This window comes from Psychrosphaera algicola (assembly GCF_028401425.1).
In the GTDB taxonomy this organism is placed as follows: Bacteria; Pseudomonadota; Gammaproteobacteria; order Enterobacterales; family Alteromonadaceae; genus Psychrosphaera; species Psychrosphaera algicola.
Window position 1 is genome coordinate 4,109,942 of record NZ_JAQOMS010000002.1, and the last position, 13,145, is coordinate 4,123,086.

Annotated in this window: 14 protein-coding genes and 2 pseudogenes; 15 read left to right on the forward strand and 1 reads right to left on the reverse strand. The window is 40.7% G+C overall.

The annotated features are described in order from the left end of the window. Positions 1 to 773, reverse strand: a pseudogene (locus tag PN838_RS22575) (sulfite exporter TauE/SafE family protein). Between the two features lie 125 nt (positions 774 to 898). Between PN838_RS22575 and PN838_RS22580 the strand changes: the two are divergent. The 15 genes and pseudogenes from PN838_RS22580 (at position 899) to PN838_RS22645 (ending at position 13,142) form a co-directional block, all read left to right on the forward strand. Continuing rightward, a complete protein-coding gene (locus PN838_RS22580) occupies positions 899 to 1,600 on the forward strand; it encodes a hypothetical protein (RefSeq protein ID WP_272182051.1) in 702 nt (233 codons plus the stop codon). Then, a complete protein-coding gene (locus PN838_RS22585; RefSeq protein ID WP_272182052.1) occupies positions 1,588 to 2,250 on the forward strand; it encodes a 3'-5' exonuclease in 663 nt (220 codons plus the stop codon). Before PN838_RS22580 ends, PN838_RS22585 begins: the two co-directional genes overlap by 13 nt. Next, a complete protein-coding gene (locus tag PN838_RS22590) occupies positions 2,225 to 2,845 on the forward strand; it encodes a DNA polymerase domain-containing protein (protein ID WP_272182053.1) in 621 nt (206 codons plus the stop codon). The genes PN838_RS22585 and PN838_RS22590 overlap by 26 nt, the downstream gene beginning before the upstream one ends. Beyond that, positions 2,842 to 3,075, forward strand: coding sequence for a hypothetical protein (locus PN838_RS22595; protein ID WP_272182054.1), 234 nt, complete (start codon positions 2,842 to 2,844; stop codon positions 3,073 to 3,075). The genes PN838_RS22590 and PN838_RS22595 overlap by 4 nt, the downstream gene beginning before the upstream one ends. Positions 3,076 to 3,672: 597 nt before the next feature. After that, on the forward strand, positions 3,673 to 5,781 hold the full coding sequence (locus tag PN838_RS22600; protein ID WP_334313434.1) for a TonB-dependent receptor plug domain-containing protein: 2,109 nt from the start codon (positions 3,673 to 3,675) through the stop codon (positions 5,779 to 5,781). A 428-nt stretch (positions 5,782 to 6,209) separates the two neighbouring features. Beyond that, positions 6,210 to 6,356 (forward strand): hypothetical protein, encoded by a 147-nt coding sequence (locus PN838_RS26720; protein WP_334313435.1) that lies wholly within the window; start codon positions 6,210 to 6,212, stop codon positions 6,354 to 6,356. A gap of 125 nt (positions 6,357 to 6,481) precedes the next feature. Next, positions 6,482 to 7,393: a class I SAM-dependent methyltransferase gene (locus PN838_RS22605; RefSeq protein ID WP_272182055.1), complete on the forward strand. Its 912-nt coding sequence runs from the start codon at positions 6,482 to 6,484 to the stop codon at positions 7,391 to 7,393. 45 nt (positions 7,394 to 7,438) lie between these two features. Then, entirely contained in the window at positions 7,439 to 7,639 is a 201-nt protein-coding gene (locus tag PN838_RS22610; RefSeq protein WP_272182056.1) for a hypothetical protein, read from the forward strand. 2 nt (positions 7,640 to 7,641) lie between these two features. Beyond that, positions 7,642 to 8,604 carry a tetratricopeptide repeat protein gene (locus PN838_RS22615; RefSeq protein ID WP_272182057.1) on the forward strand — a complete coding sequence of 321 codons (963 nt, stop codon included), beginning with the start codon at positions 7,642 to 7,644 and terminating at the stop codon, positions 8,602 to 8,604. Next, positions 8,595 to 9,272, forward strand: coding sequence for a putative 2OG-Fe(II) oxygenase (locus PN838_RS22620; RefSeq protein WP_272182058.1), 678 nt, complete (start codon positions 8,595 to 8,597; stop codon positions 9,270 to 9,272). Before PN838_RS22615 ends, PN838_RS22620 begins: the two co-directional genes overlap by 10 nt. 179 nt (positions 9,273 to 9,451) lie before the next feature. Beyond that, positions 9,452 to 10,219, forward strand: coding sequence for a DUF3450 domain-containing protein (locus tag PN838_RS22625; RefSeq protein ID WP_215964296.1), 768 nt, complete (start codon positions 9,452 to 9,454; stop codon positions 10,217 to 10,219). Between the two features lie 6 nt (positions 10,220 to 10,225). Further along, positions 10,226 to 11,586 (forward strand): annotated as a pseudogene (locus PN838_RS22630) (MotA/TolQ/ExbB proton channel family protein). Further along, on the forward strand, positions 11,586 to 12,110 hold the full coding sequence (locus PN838_RS22635; RefSeq protein ID WP_272182059.1) for a MotA/TolQ/ExbB proton channel family protein: 525 nt from the start codon (positions 11,586 to 11,588) through the stop codon (positions 12,108 to 12,110). The pseudogene PN838_RS22630 and the gene PN838_RS22635 overlap by 1 nt, the downstream one beginning before the upstream one ends. A gap of 11 nt (positions 12,111 to 12,121) precedes the next feature. After that, a complete protein-coding gene (locus tag PN838_RS22640; RefSeq protein WP_215964299.1) occupies positions 12,122 to 12,526 on the forward strand; it encodes an ExbD/TolR family protein in 405 nt (134 codons plus the stop codon). A gap of 1 nt (position 12,527) precedes the next feature. Then, on the forward strand, positions 12,528 to 13,142 hold the full coding sequence (locus tag PN838_RS22645) for a TonB family protein (protein WP_215964300.1): 615 nt from the start codon (positions 12,528 to 12,530) through the stop codon (positions 13,140 to 13,142). The last annotated feature ends 3 nt before the right edge of the window (positions 13,143 to 13,145 follow it).

Genomic DNA, 13,145 nt, shown 5'->3' on the forward strand with positions numbered 1-13,145 from the left:
TTAAAACCAAGCGTCAAATGCCAACTTCAATGCCATGCAACTCACAACCACGGTAAATAGTGGGCGAATAAATTTATTACCAAAGTGGATTGCTGAATGTGCGCCAGTATAGGCACCGATCATTAAAAACAAGCCCATGGAAATCCCAATAAACCAGTTAATGTAACCTAAATAGATAAATGTCACGAGGGAAAAGAAGTTACTAATAAAATTCATTGAACGGGCGACACCCGATGACAGCAATATATTCATTTTGTACAAATACAAATTACTGACTGTCCAAAAAGCGCCGGTACTATAGGTCCAGCAAAACCGTCATAAAACCCGAGTGTGAATCCTTGGCTTGCCTGCTGAGTTTTTAATTTGGGTGTTTTATCAGGGAGTAAGTTGTGTTTCACTGCCGCTGTCCGATTAAATAAGGCGTAAAACGCACTAAAGCCGATTAAGATCGGAAGTAATTTGTTCAGTATATTTGGATCTAAATAAGAAACCGCAACAGTACCGACAATTGAGCCAATAGCAGTATACCAAAAACTTATTTTCCAAAACGAGGGATCAAAAAGTCGCTTCTTATAGAAGGTATAGGCCGCGGTTAGGGAACCAAAAGTAGCGGCAAGTTTATTTGTACCTAAGGCGACATGTGGTGGTAATCCACTGGCCAGTAGTGCTGGAACAGTAAGTAAACCACCGCCTCCAGCGATAGCGTCGATAAAGCCAGCGGCAAAGGCACATACGACTAAAATGAACAGTAGACTTGTCGACAACCCTGTCATTTCAGTCAACCAAATGGAAATCTCCAAACTATTTCTCCACGAAATCTACCTATTGCACCTTGATTGAAACAACAGCTTGTCTTATAAAAGCAGGATTATAACGTCATCTCAGTTGAAAATGTATCTTGGGCTCAAATCTAATCGGTTCACCTTATGCAATTTGTAAAGGTAGTTTACTAACACGCAATCAGTATGACCGTGACGGCCGTTGTATCTTTGAGCTTTGGATAAAGTCTAATGAGGCTAATATTCAGCTTATTATTACCGACGAACGTCCGGTCTGTTTTGCGACTCTACAAAACGTTAAGTTGTTACAAACGACATCAACTGCCTTGTATCCCTCTATTGAAATCACTCAGGTGAAACTTAAGACCTTTGCTGATGAAGACGTTTATGCAATTTACGTAAATTCACTTAGTGAGTTTTATCAGCTGCGAAAATCAGCGACTCAACAAAGTATTGAACTACTAGAGGCAGATGTAAAACCGGTAGACCGCTATCTAATGGAGCGGTTTATCCAACTCGGTGTGACTTTTACGGGGGTTGAAGTCTCAAGTAAAGGCAACTATCAACGCTTTGAACAAGTAAAAGTAAAATCGAGTCGAGAAGCTTTCCCTATGCTAAAAGCGATGTCCATAGATATAGAGTGTGATGAAAATGGCTATCTTTTTCTATTGGTATTCATGCTTTTGCCAAAGACAGTAATGATGAGGATTTTACTAAGGTCCTCTACAATGTTGAAGATTTTGCCTCAGGTATTGAAACTGATAACTCGTTACCCTACGTTGAATGGCTACAAGGTGAACGCGCGCTTTTGCAACGTTTAAATCAAATTGTAATGGAGCAAGACCCTGACTGTCTTATAGGTTGGAATTTTGTTGCCTTTGATATCCATGTACTGTCACAAGCTGCGACACGAAATCATATAAAGCTTAAGTTCGGGCGAGATAATTCACGATTGAATTATTCAGCACGTCGCGCCGACGATGATTCGAGAATGCCTGCAAGGGCTTATGCGGCAGGAAGGGTAGTTCTAGATGGCATCGAAGTGATGAAAAACGCAACGTACCATTTTAGTAGTTTTGCTCTAGATGCGGTCGCGTCGGAACTATTAGGTGAACGAAAACTCATTAGCAATGTTGACGGATTGGATAAACTGGCCGAAATTAAACGCCAATATAGAGAAGAGCCATTAGCCTTAGCCAAATATAATCTTCAAGATTGTGTTTTAGTATCGAAAATATTCAAACAAGAGAAGTTGCTCGAATTTTTACTCACACGCTCGCAATTAACCGGATTAGAGTTAGAACGCTTAGGTGGTTCGGTCGCGGCATTTACTAATTTATATCTCCCGCAAATTCATCGTAAAGGTTGGATAGCGCCTAACTTAGTTAATGCTGAGGACTATTTGCACAGTCCAGGCGGTTTTGTCATGGATTCGAAACCAAGGCATGCACGACGACATCCTAGTTTTTGACTTTAAAAGTCTGTACCCGAGTATAATTAGAACCTTTAATGTTGATCCGATTGCTCTGCAAGAAGGGGTTAGGTTACCTGAAGCAGAGGCGATTCCAGGCTTTAGAGGCGGTCAATTTAGTCGTGAAACGAGTATATTGGCCACTATCGTAGATGATTTGTGGACTGCACGTGAAAAAGCTAAAAAGCAGAATAATACGGTTTGGTCTAATGCGATAAAAATCATTATGAATAGTTTTTATGGGGTATTAGGTTCTGCAGGATGTCGTTTTTATGATACGCGTTTAGCGAGTTCAATAACGATGCGGGGTCATTGGATTTTAGCCCAGTCTAAAATTTGGTTTGAAGAAAAAGGGCTCGATGTTATTTATGGAGATACTGACTCTATATTTGTTAGCTTGCATGGCTCTAATTTTGAACCCAAAGATGCAGTTTCATTAGAACAAGAACTAAATACTTGGTGGGATATAAAAATTCAACGAGAGTTCAAATTACATAGCCGACTTGAAATTGAATTCGAATCGCATTTTAGTCCGTTTTTATGCCAACGATTCGAGGCATGGAAAAAGGATCAAAGAAACGTTACGCGGGTATGAAACTGCAAAAGAATGCAGATCCAATATTGGTATTCAAAGGAATGGAATCAGTGCGCAGCGATTGGACCGATTTAGCTAAGGAATTTCAAACCAAACTGTTTCAATTGGTATTTAATAAACAACCCGTGACTGACTACCTTAGGTCGATAATTGCAGAGTTGTTTTCAGGTAACCTAGACAATAAACTGGTTTATAGAAAAAAATTCGGCAACACCTCAACGAATATGTAAAAACAACTCCGCCTCAAATAAAAGCAGCCAAATTGGCAAATAATCTTTACGGCCACCCCAAATACCGTAGAGGTAGCGTTATACCTTACGTTGTGACGATAAAAGGGCCTCAAGAGTACACTAGCTGCGATAACCCTTTGCATTATCAACATTACCTTGGAAAGGCAACTTTTTCCAATTGCATCGGCAATACTAGAAAATATTTCCCCAAGTGAATTGTCTGTCTTTGACCGTCAGATGACGCTTAATTGGTAGCAACGCACCATATATTGTATATCATTTCACTTTTGTCGACTTTTTATTCACTAAATGAATAACTTATTCGTAACAAATAATTGCGCTTAATTATTTGTTATTAAAAAAATATACATTTTATTACAAAATGTTACCAATCGCCTAAAAAGTATACTAATTTTGCATTGCGGTGGTTGACCTGTGGAAATATAGAGGTAATATCGAGACCGTTTGCTGCCCTTTGATTGCGCTTTTATCAATTACTGATTGATTATTGTTCAATTACTGGTCGGAGCCGTTACGGCTAAAACTTATAATTCATAAAAAATGAATCACTAATAAAGTGGTCCAGGAGAAAACTTCATGTTTACAAATAACAAACTAGCTAAGTCTGTTCGCTTAGCAATCATGTTTGGTGCTGCAGCTACAGCACTACCTGCAACTCAAGCGTTCGCGGCTGAAGAAGAAGCTGAAGAAGTTGAACGTATTGAAGTTACGGGTTCTCGTATCAAACGTACCGACCTTGAAGGTGCTTCACCAGTTAACATCATTACTGCTGAAGACATGAAAGTTGAAGGTAACTTCACGGTAGCTGACGCACTACGCGGCAGTTCATTCAACTCGTTCGGTTCGTTCTCTGAGAAATCTGGTAGTTCTGCACAGTCTCAAGCAACATTAAACCTACGTGGTGCTGGTTCTAACCGTACGTTAATCTTGTTAGACGGTAAACGTCTTCCAGGTTCTCCTACTTTAGGCGGTCAATCTGCTAACCTTAACGCAATCCCTATGGCTGCTGTTGAACGTATCGAAATCTTAACAGATGGTGCTTCTTCAACTTACGGTTCTGACGCGATTGCTGGTGTTGTAAACATCATCTTGAAAAAAGATTACGAAGGTCTAACTGTTAATATCGGTTCAGGCTGGCGTACACGTGATACTGATGTTGGTGGTACTCCAACTTCAAGCGAATTTTCAATCATTGCTGGTTACAGCAACGATAAAGGTAATATCACTTTCTCATTCGACCATCAAAAACGTGAAGGTATTTCTGATGGCCAACGTGCATTCACAGCTGCACGTGCTGAAGATTTAGATGGCGATGGTGACATCGAAATCTATTCTGATGAAACAGACGGTTGGTCTTACTACGGTGCAAGTGTGTTTGATCCAGCTTTCGATACACTATACTCATCTCCACTTTGTGATGATTTAATTGCTGAATACGGTGAAGATACATTTAAAGAATTTGACGGAACAACTGCATGGGGCCCAGGCTCTACAGTTTGTGGTTTCGCATATGCTAACGTTTCTTATAACCGTGCTTCTATCGACCGTAACACTGTATTCGTAGACGCAAACTACGAAGTAGCTGAAGACGTTGAATTCTTCACTCGTGCAATGTTCGTTCAAAACAAATCTTTCGGACGTTATGCTCCTCCAGCGGCTCCATGGGAAAATATGTCAGCTGACAACCCACATAACCCTACTGGTTTAGATGGCGCTTACGGTCTATTCCGTTGGGTTGGTATCGGTAACCGTGACGGTAACGTTCATGATTACAACCAAGATTACTTAATGGGTCTACGTGGTTTCTCTACCATCGCTGGTTTGGATGTTGACTGGGAAGTTTACTACCATAAAAATGTAGCGGACAACAAATCTGTTGGTCAATACTACTTGTCATACGGTGGTCTAGCTTACAATGAGAAAAACGACATTGATTTAGGTTCAGAACAGGGTATAGCTAATATGAAAGCTACTACACTAACTGAAGATTCTTCAACGTTTGACCAATATTATGCTGGTGCTGGTTTTGATGCATTCGAACTACCTGGTGGCCAAGTGGCTCACTACATTGGTATGGAATACATGGAAATCAACTTCGCCTCTATCTATGACGGTCAGTCTGCTGCTGGTCTAGTTGGTGGTTCTGCTGGTAACTCTGCTGAAGGTATGCGTGATATCACTGCATTCTTCTATGAAGCAGCATTACCTGTAACTGACGATGTTGAAATGAACATTGCTGCTCGTTACGATGACTACTCTGACTTTGGTGATAACCTTGCACCAAAAGTATCTGTTCGTTGGCAAGCACTTGACAACTTAGTTGTACGTGCATCTTACTCAGAAGCGTTCCGCGCACCTGGTTTGGATGAACTTAATGCGGCGACTACGTTCTCTGCTGAAGCAGCAACGGATTACATCAGCAACCCTGATGCAGCTGAGCGTCAATATGATACTTACTACAAATCTAACTCTAACTTAGGTCCTGAAACATCTGAGTATATGAACTTTGGTGTTGCATACGACATTACTGATGACTTCGCTGTTAAAGTTGATTACTTCAACTTAGACATCTCAAACGTTGTTCAAACTAAAACTGTTAACGGTCTTATTAATGACCAAGCAAATGGTAACTTAACGCCATTAGCACCTATGGTGCAAATACAGACAATGAAACGTTTTATCTAATCCGTGCCGGTGGTTCTTTAACTGGTAACATCCTAGAAGCTGGTACTGGTTACTTCAACGGTGTTGGTTTCGGAATTGAAGGTGTCGATTTAACGTTCACTGGTAATATCGAAACAGATTTTGGTGATTTCAGCGTTAATGCTGTAAACAGCTTTATCTTAGATTACGCTACAGATAACGGCGGCGACTCTGTAAACACAGCTGGCTGGTCTGGACAACCTGATCACCGTGCAGTATTTACATTCGGTTGGGCTCTAGATGGACATAGTGTTACTTGGAACACTAACTACATCGCAGATACTTCTGAAGATGAGCAGTTAATTACTAAAGATGAAGCTGGCGCTGACCTAGCTGAAGACGATTGGTACTACCAAACGGAAGGTAAACTTGACGCTTGGATTATCCACAGCCTTAACTACTCATACAACATGGGTGATTACGGTCGTGCATCACTTACTATCTCTAACTTAACAGACGAAGATCCAGTATTATCTTCAGCTGGTGTGTATGAGAACCCGGATTTATATAATAACTTCGGTCAAGACGTACGTGTAAGCTACACAATCAGCTTCTAATATTGATTTAAAAGCGAATAATATTAAAAAGCCGATTCTTTGAATCGGCTTTTTTATGTATTATTATTATGAAATTAGACAGTTAGTCGTAAAGTGTAACTACAAATTTTAGATGATTGGACAATATGCAAACGCAAAAGTACTGGGATAATTATTGGCAACAGGGCCATATTACGTCATTTGGCAATGAAATTATGGGGACGTACAGTGGCGCGATAAAACACTTTTGGCAACGTTATTTAGGCGATACTCAACCGAACACAAGATTGCTAGATATGTGTTCTGGGAATGGCGCACTACCTATGTTGTTTCTGCAGTTTCAGCCAAAATTATCGATAGTTGCTACGGACTTAGCACAATTAGATGAAGCGAAACTTGAGCAGCAAGTTAAGCGTCAATTTCCGGCATGCGAAATAGAATTTAAGAGCCGTGTTGATTGTACGGCACCAAATTTAAATGGGGACAAATTTGACATAGTGACGAGTCAATTTGGAATTGAATATGCGCCATTAGAGCAGGTTATTCCGGCGGCCTATGATTTGTTAAATAAGCACGGCAAATTTGCAATTATCACCCATGTTTATGATTCGCGTTTTATCAAGCAAAATACTGTAAGTTGGGCGTTTGTAGGGGAAGTTAGAAAATCTGGATTAACTGACATACTTAGGGCGCAGATCGCATCGGAAGATAATAACTCATCTGAAAAAGTGAGGGCTTCACATCAATTACAAAAAGTGACAGCGAATCTTAAAGCATTTGATAATGTTGAATATGGCTTGCTCAATATAGATGGTTTTATACAGATGTCGTTAGGCATGCAAGACAGCAACAAACTTGAACAACTCATCGCATTATTTGATAACGAAATGTTAAATTATCATTCTAGGTTGTCTGAATTGGTAAAAGCATCACGTACAGAAGAGCAACTTTTAGAAATTGTTACTTTGGCATCAAATTGTGGGTTTACTTTACAACAAAGTCATCGGGTGCAAGATCAAACTGGCATTCTTGGTCACGGATTTGTTTTTACAAAATAGCTTCTGTTTTATTATAGTTATAAATTACTAAAGTTCGAGGTATCCATGAACACCCCACACATTCGACAACAAATTGCTCAGTTCTTTCAGTTTGTCAAACAGGGGAAGTACGGCGACGCTGCACAGTTTGCAAGCTTACCTCACATCCAGAATATCAAAGACCCACAAGTCCAGCATGCGCGAGGGGTGACGTTCTTAAACATTGGCCATGAGCAACATGCACTAGACGCTTTTTTACTTTTTTAACAATGGCGCCTGAACATCATCCTATTCACAATATTGTTGCCGATCTTAGCGCTAAGCAGGGCAAATATGAGCAGGCCAACACCCACTTTGCAAAAGCAACAAATTTGGCAAGTCATGTATATCAGTACTGGTTTAATTGGGGCCTTTGTTGGAGTCTTCAAAACCAACATGAGTTAGCGAAAGCGCATTTTCTAAAATCACTGGCAATTGAGCCGGGCTTTGCGAAAGCCCGTTTTGAACATGCAAAAGCCTGCCTTGCACTTAAAGATTATGTTGGCTCGGAGCAAGCTTTAACAACGCTTTTTAAACAAGAAACTCAGCAACCTCCTTGGAAATGGCATTATGTTTATGGTCAAGTACTTGAGGGACTTTGTCGAACTGAAGAGGCAAGTAAGCAATATCAGGCTGCCTTGAGCCTGAGCGTCAATGACCAAGAGTCAGATGTACTTTATGAATGTCTTGCATTGTTGCATGTGAAGCTTTGTGACAATGAACAAGCACTATCTTGGTTAACGAAAGGGGTTGAAAATCACCCGACTAGTCGAGTTCTGCATAAATTGTTGTCTAATTTAAAATATGAAATGAACGCACCTAATCCCCTTCGTAATTATGAATCAGTCTCTGTGAACCACTTTAATACTGAGTTACAACATGATTATGTTTCATTATTGATGTCTCAAGGTAAACTCGATGCGGCAAAATCTGCACTAGTTAAATTTAAGCGTAATAAACCCAAAACCAATGCATTTACCAATCTCGATTGTCAAATAGCAATCAAAGAACATAGGTACGACGAGGTTTTGTCGGCCGTACCTACGACTTTGGATATGAATAACCCCGGGGCCAGACAACTTTGTGAGTATTCTACTTTAGCTAATCTGGCATTAGGAGATTACGTTACTGCGGGTAAAAAATCGATTTATTACTCGATGCAGATGCAACGAATCAATATTATTTGGCGTTAAAATCGACAGAATTAAAGTTAACTAATAAAGATGCCTATGAACAGCTGATAAATTTTCATTCATTAGTAAGTTTTTGTGAAATTTCTGTTACGGCTGATTATTCTTCAATTTTAGACTTTAATGAGCAACTTATGGCGGCATTGAAGTCTATCCATACGATGCAAAAACAACCATTAGGACAGTCAGGTAATGGCGGAACTCAGACCCCTAGTTACTTGTTTGACCATCCACATAAAGTTATTCAAGATTTAAAAATATCCCTCCGCAATTCATGCTCAGAACACCTTTCAAATATCAGTAAATTACCTTATTTGGAACATCCTGCGTTAACTCGGTTTAGTGATCAGTTTAATATAGTAACTGCGTGGTCTATGTGGCTTAGAGACGGCGGTTATCATGTTCCCCACTGTCACCCTAAGGGGTGGTTTAGTAGCGCATACTATGTCAACACACCGGAGTGCATCACTCAGGGCTCTGAACAGGGGCAAATTTACTTCGGGAAACCTGGAATTGTGACTTATGATGAGATAGTCGAAGACTATGCGTTAACACCTAAAGCGGGTCACCTAGCATTGTTTCCATCTTACTATTGGCATGCAACTAAGCCATTCGTTAGTGATACGCCTCGTGTGGTTGTCGCCTTTGATATCCTACCAGTAGCCAAGTGAACAATAAGTAGACGGTTCAGGAAGAATAACGAAAATATTAAGTAAATCGGGCGATTTTGTTAATTGACATTACAGATTATGTTTGGGACACTCGATGGTCGATATTCCGTGACTTTAGTCACTGAATGGAGAGTAAAAACTCTAAAAGAGAACTTAAACACATACATTGGTTGGGAACTATGTCAAAGATGAAATTAAGTCTAGTCGCGTCAGCGTTAGTAGGGGCGGTAGCATTTACCGGATCTGCTTTTGCAGCGGATCCACTAGAGAAAATTCACGCAGCAGAACGCGTTATTCACAAAGCAGCTGCTAAATCTCAAACGAAAATTGACGCGATTCAAGAACAGACTCAAGATCTGGTTATTGAATATCGTAGCGTCGTTGACGAAATGGAGATCAATAAAGTTTATAATGATCATGTTGCGAAATTAGTAGCAGCACAAAACGACGAAATTGCTTCTTTGGAAGAGCAAATCGCTGAGATCGAAAATACAAAACGAAATGTTGTTCCTCTGATGTATCGAATGATTGATATGTTGGAAAAATTCGTAAAAGCAGACATTCCGGTTAAATTGGAATTGCGCACACAACGTATTGAACGTTTACGTGCAACCATGGTAAACCCTAACGTAAGTACTTCTGAGAAATATCGTCAGGTACTTGAAGCTTACGAAATTGAAAAAGATTACGGTAGTGCTGTCGAAGCATGGCAAGCAACTGAAACGTTTGATGGCAAACAAATTACTGCTGACTTCGTTCACGTAGGTCGTATTTCATTAGTTGCACAGTCTAAAGATCTTAAGAATGCATGGGTGTGGAATAACACTTCTCGTTCTTGGGAAAAATTAGGTGACGAATACCTAAAAGATGTGACTAAGACAATCCGTATGGCTCGTAAACAAGCGCCATTAGATCTAATTAAACTACCAATTTTTGCTGCGGAGTAATAACACATGAAAAAGGTATTTAATTCATTGGTTTTAGCCGCTGCTTTAGCAACTGCAGGTATCGCAACTCAAGCGAATGCAGCAGGCGAGCTAGACAATTTATTGCAACAAGTTAAGAAAGACCGTATTTCAGAAGGTCAACTTAACAAGAAGCGTGAGCAAGAGTTTTCTTCTGCTCGTGCTGACAAACAAGCATTGTTGAAAAAAGGGCAAGACGAACTTAAAGCTGAGAAAGACCGTGGCGACCGTTTGCAAAAGCAATACGGACAAAATGAGAAAACGTTAGCTGTTCGTGCTCAAGAATTGAAAAATGCAGAAGGTACTTTGGGCGAAATGTTTGGTGTTGTACGTCGTGCAGCTACTAATACAATCGGTTCAATTACTGCATCTAACATTTCTTCACAGTATCCTGGTCGTGACAAACTTTTAGCAGAACTTGCTGAAGCTAAAAAACTTCCTACGACTCGTGAATTAGAAGAGTTATGGATTGCATTACAAACAGAAATGACTGAATCAGGTAAAGTAGTTAAGTTTGAAACTGAAGTTTCACAACTTGCTGGCGGCCAAACAGTTGAAACTGTTACTCGTGTTGGTTCGTTCAACCTTGTATTAGACGACGGTAGCTACGTTATTTATAACGACGCAACTGGTAAAGTTCAACCTTTAGGTAAGTCTGCTGAATCTCACTTCCGTTCATCTGCTAAAGAATTAGCAAATGCACCAGCGGGTTCATTTGTACCTTTCTATGTTGACCCTAGCCGTGGCGGTATCTTGCGTCTTAACACGCAAAAAGCAACTTTAGAAGACCGTTATCACCAAGGTGGTACTCAGGTTACGTAATTACAGCGGTATTGGCTATTGGTTTCCTAATTGCCCTATTAAGCTTGTTCACTACGTTAACTGAAGGTTCTAAGATGAAGAAGCAGCTTAAAGATACTTCAAATCCATCTGAGAATAACGCGTTAGGTCGTATCTTAAAGATTTATCATGATAACCGTGGTTCAGATGTTGAAAATCTAGAACTTAAGTTGGATGAAGGTATTCTACGTGAAACGCCTCGCATCGAACGTGGTATCAACACAATCAAGATCCTTGCTGCTGTAGCGCCTTTGTTAGGTCTATTAGGTACGGTAATCGGTATGATTGAAACGTTCCAACAAATTACGTTATTCGGTACTGGTGACCCTAAACTAATGGCTGGTTCAATCTCTATGGCACTTGTAACAACTGCTATGGGTATCATTGCTGCACTACCACTAATCTTTACACACAGCATCGTTGCTGCACGTGCTAAAACTATCATTCACATCTTAGATGAGCAAAGCGCTGGTATCATTGCTGCTCATGCTGAGAAGGAGAAAGCCTAATGATATACCTGATGGGTCTATGGGAATCCGTCAGGGATTTTATTGGCACTGGCGGCTTTGTTTTATACTTTGTCGCATTCGCCCTACTTGTTATGTGGGCGTTAATGATGGAGCGTTGGTGGTTTTTGACAGTTGAGTTTCCAAAATTGCGTGATTCTATTATTGCAAGATGGGATGCTCGACCAGACACGACTTCATGGAGTGCACATAGGAACCGTGATGCTTGGGTTTCTGAGGCATCCGAACTATTAAACGCAAGAATGTTAATTATTAAAACTCTTGTTGCGATGTGTCCGCTGATTGGTCTATTAGGTACAGTAACCGGTATGATTACTGTATTTGACACAATGGCGTCGCAAGGTACTGGTAACCCTCGTTTGATGGCTTCTGGTATTTCAATGGCGACAATCCCGACAATGGCGGGAATGGTTGCTGCGCTATCTGGAATCTTCTTCAGTACGCGTCTTGAAACAAGAGTTAAAGTGGCAAAAGAAAAGCTAGTTGATAGCTTGCCACATCACTAGGAGATTGAACTATGGCACGTAAACAACGTTTTCGTGAAGATGATGATGCCGCAATTGATATGACTCCGATGCTAGACATCGTATTCATCATGTTGATATTCTTCATCGTTACAACGTCATTCGTGAAAGAAGCTGGTATTGAAGTAGTTAAGCCAAAAGCAGCTGCCTCAAAGCCAAACTCTAAAGGCAACATATTTATCGCTATCAAAGCTAACGGCGAAGTTTGGATGGACAAACGTCTAGTCGACATCGAACGTGTAGCTGCAAATATCGAGCGTATGTTGGCTGAACAACCGACTGAATCTATCATCGTGCAAGCAGATAAAGAATCTAAACACGGTGTTGTGGTTAAAGTAATGGACGCTATCAAGTCGGCTGGTGAACTAAAAATCATCATCGCAGCGGAGAAGAAATAGTATGTTGAGATTGATTGCATCACTTGCGGTTGGTGTAGTAATCACATTCGGCTTGTTTGTTGTTATGGCTGAGCTTATCTCTGGAGGTGCAAAATCCAAAGATGAGCAACGTGAGAACATCATCGTTGAAATAAATACTACTCCGCCGGAAAGTAAAGCGCAGCAGCGGAACCGTGTTCCGCCGCCGCCTCCGCCTCCGCCTAAGCAGCCGCCTAAGCCGCAAACGCCTGAACCTGAACCTGAAATTTCTGACAGCACCAGCATGGGTATTCGCATGCCTACTGTTGATGTCGGTGGTGCAAGTGCAGGACTAAGTGGTCCAGGTGCATTGGTTAGAGATGGCGACGCTACACCTATTGTACGAATTGAACCAAAATTCCCGACTAAAGCTGCCCGTGATGGTATTGAAGGTTGGGTTAAGTTGAGCTTTGAAATTAACAAACTTGGTGGTGTTGAGAATGTCGAAATTATCGACGCTGAACCCAAACGTGTTTTCGACCGCGAAGCAAGAAAAGCGCTACGTAAGTGGAAATACAAGCCAAAAATGGTTGATGGAAAACCTCAGCACCAAACTGGTTTAAGTGTACAACTAGACTTTAATTTGGGAGGAGGTTAGTAA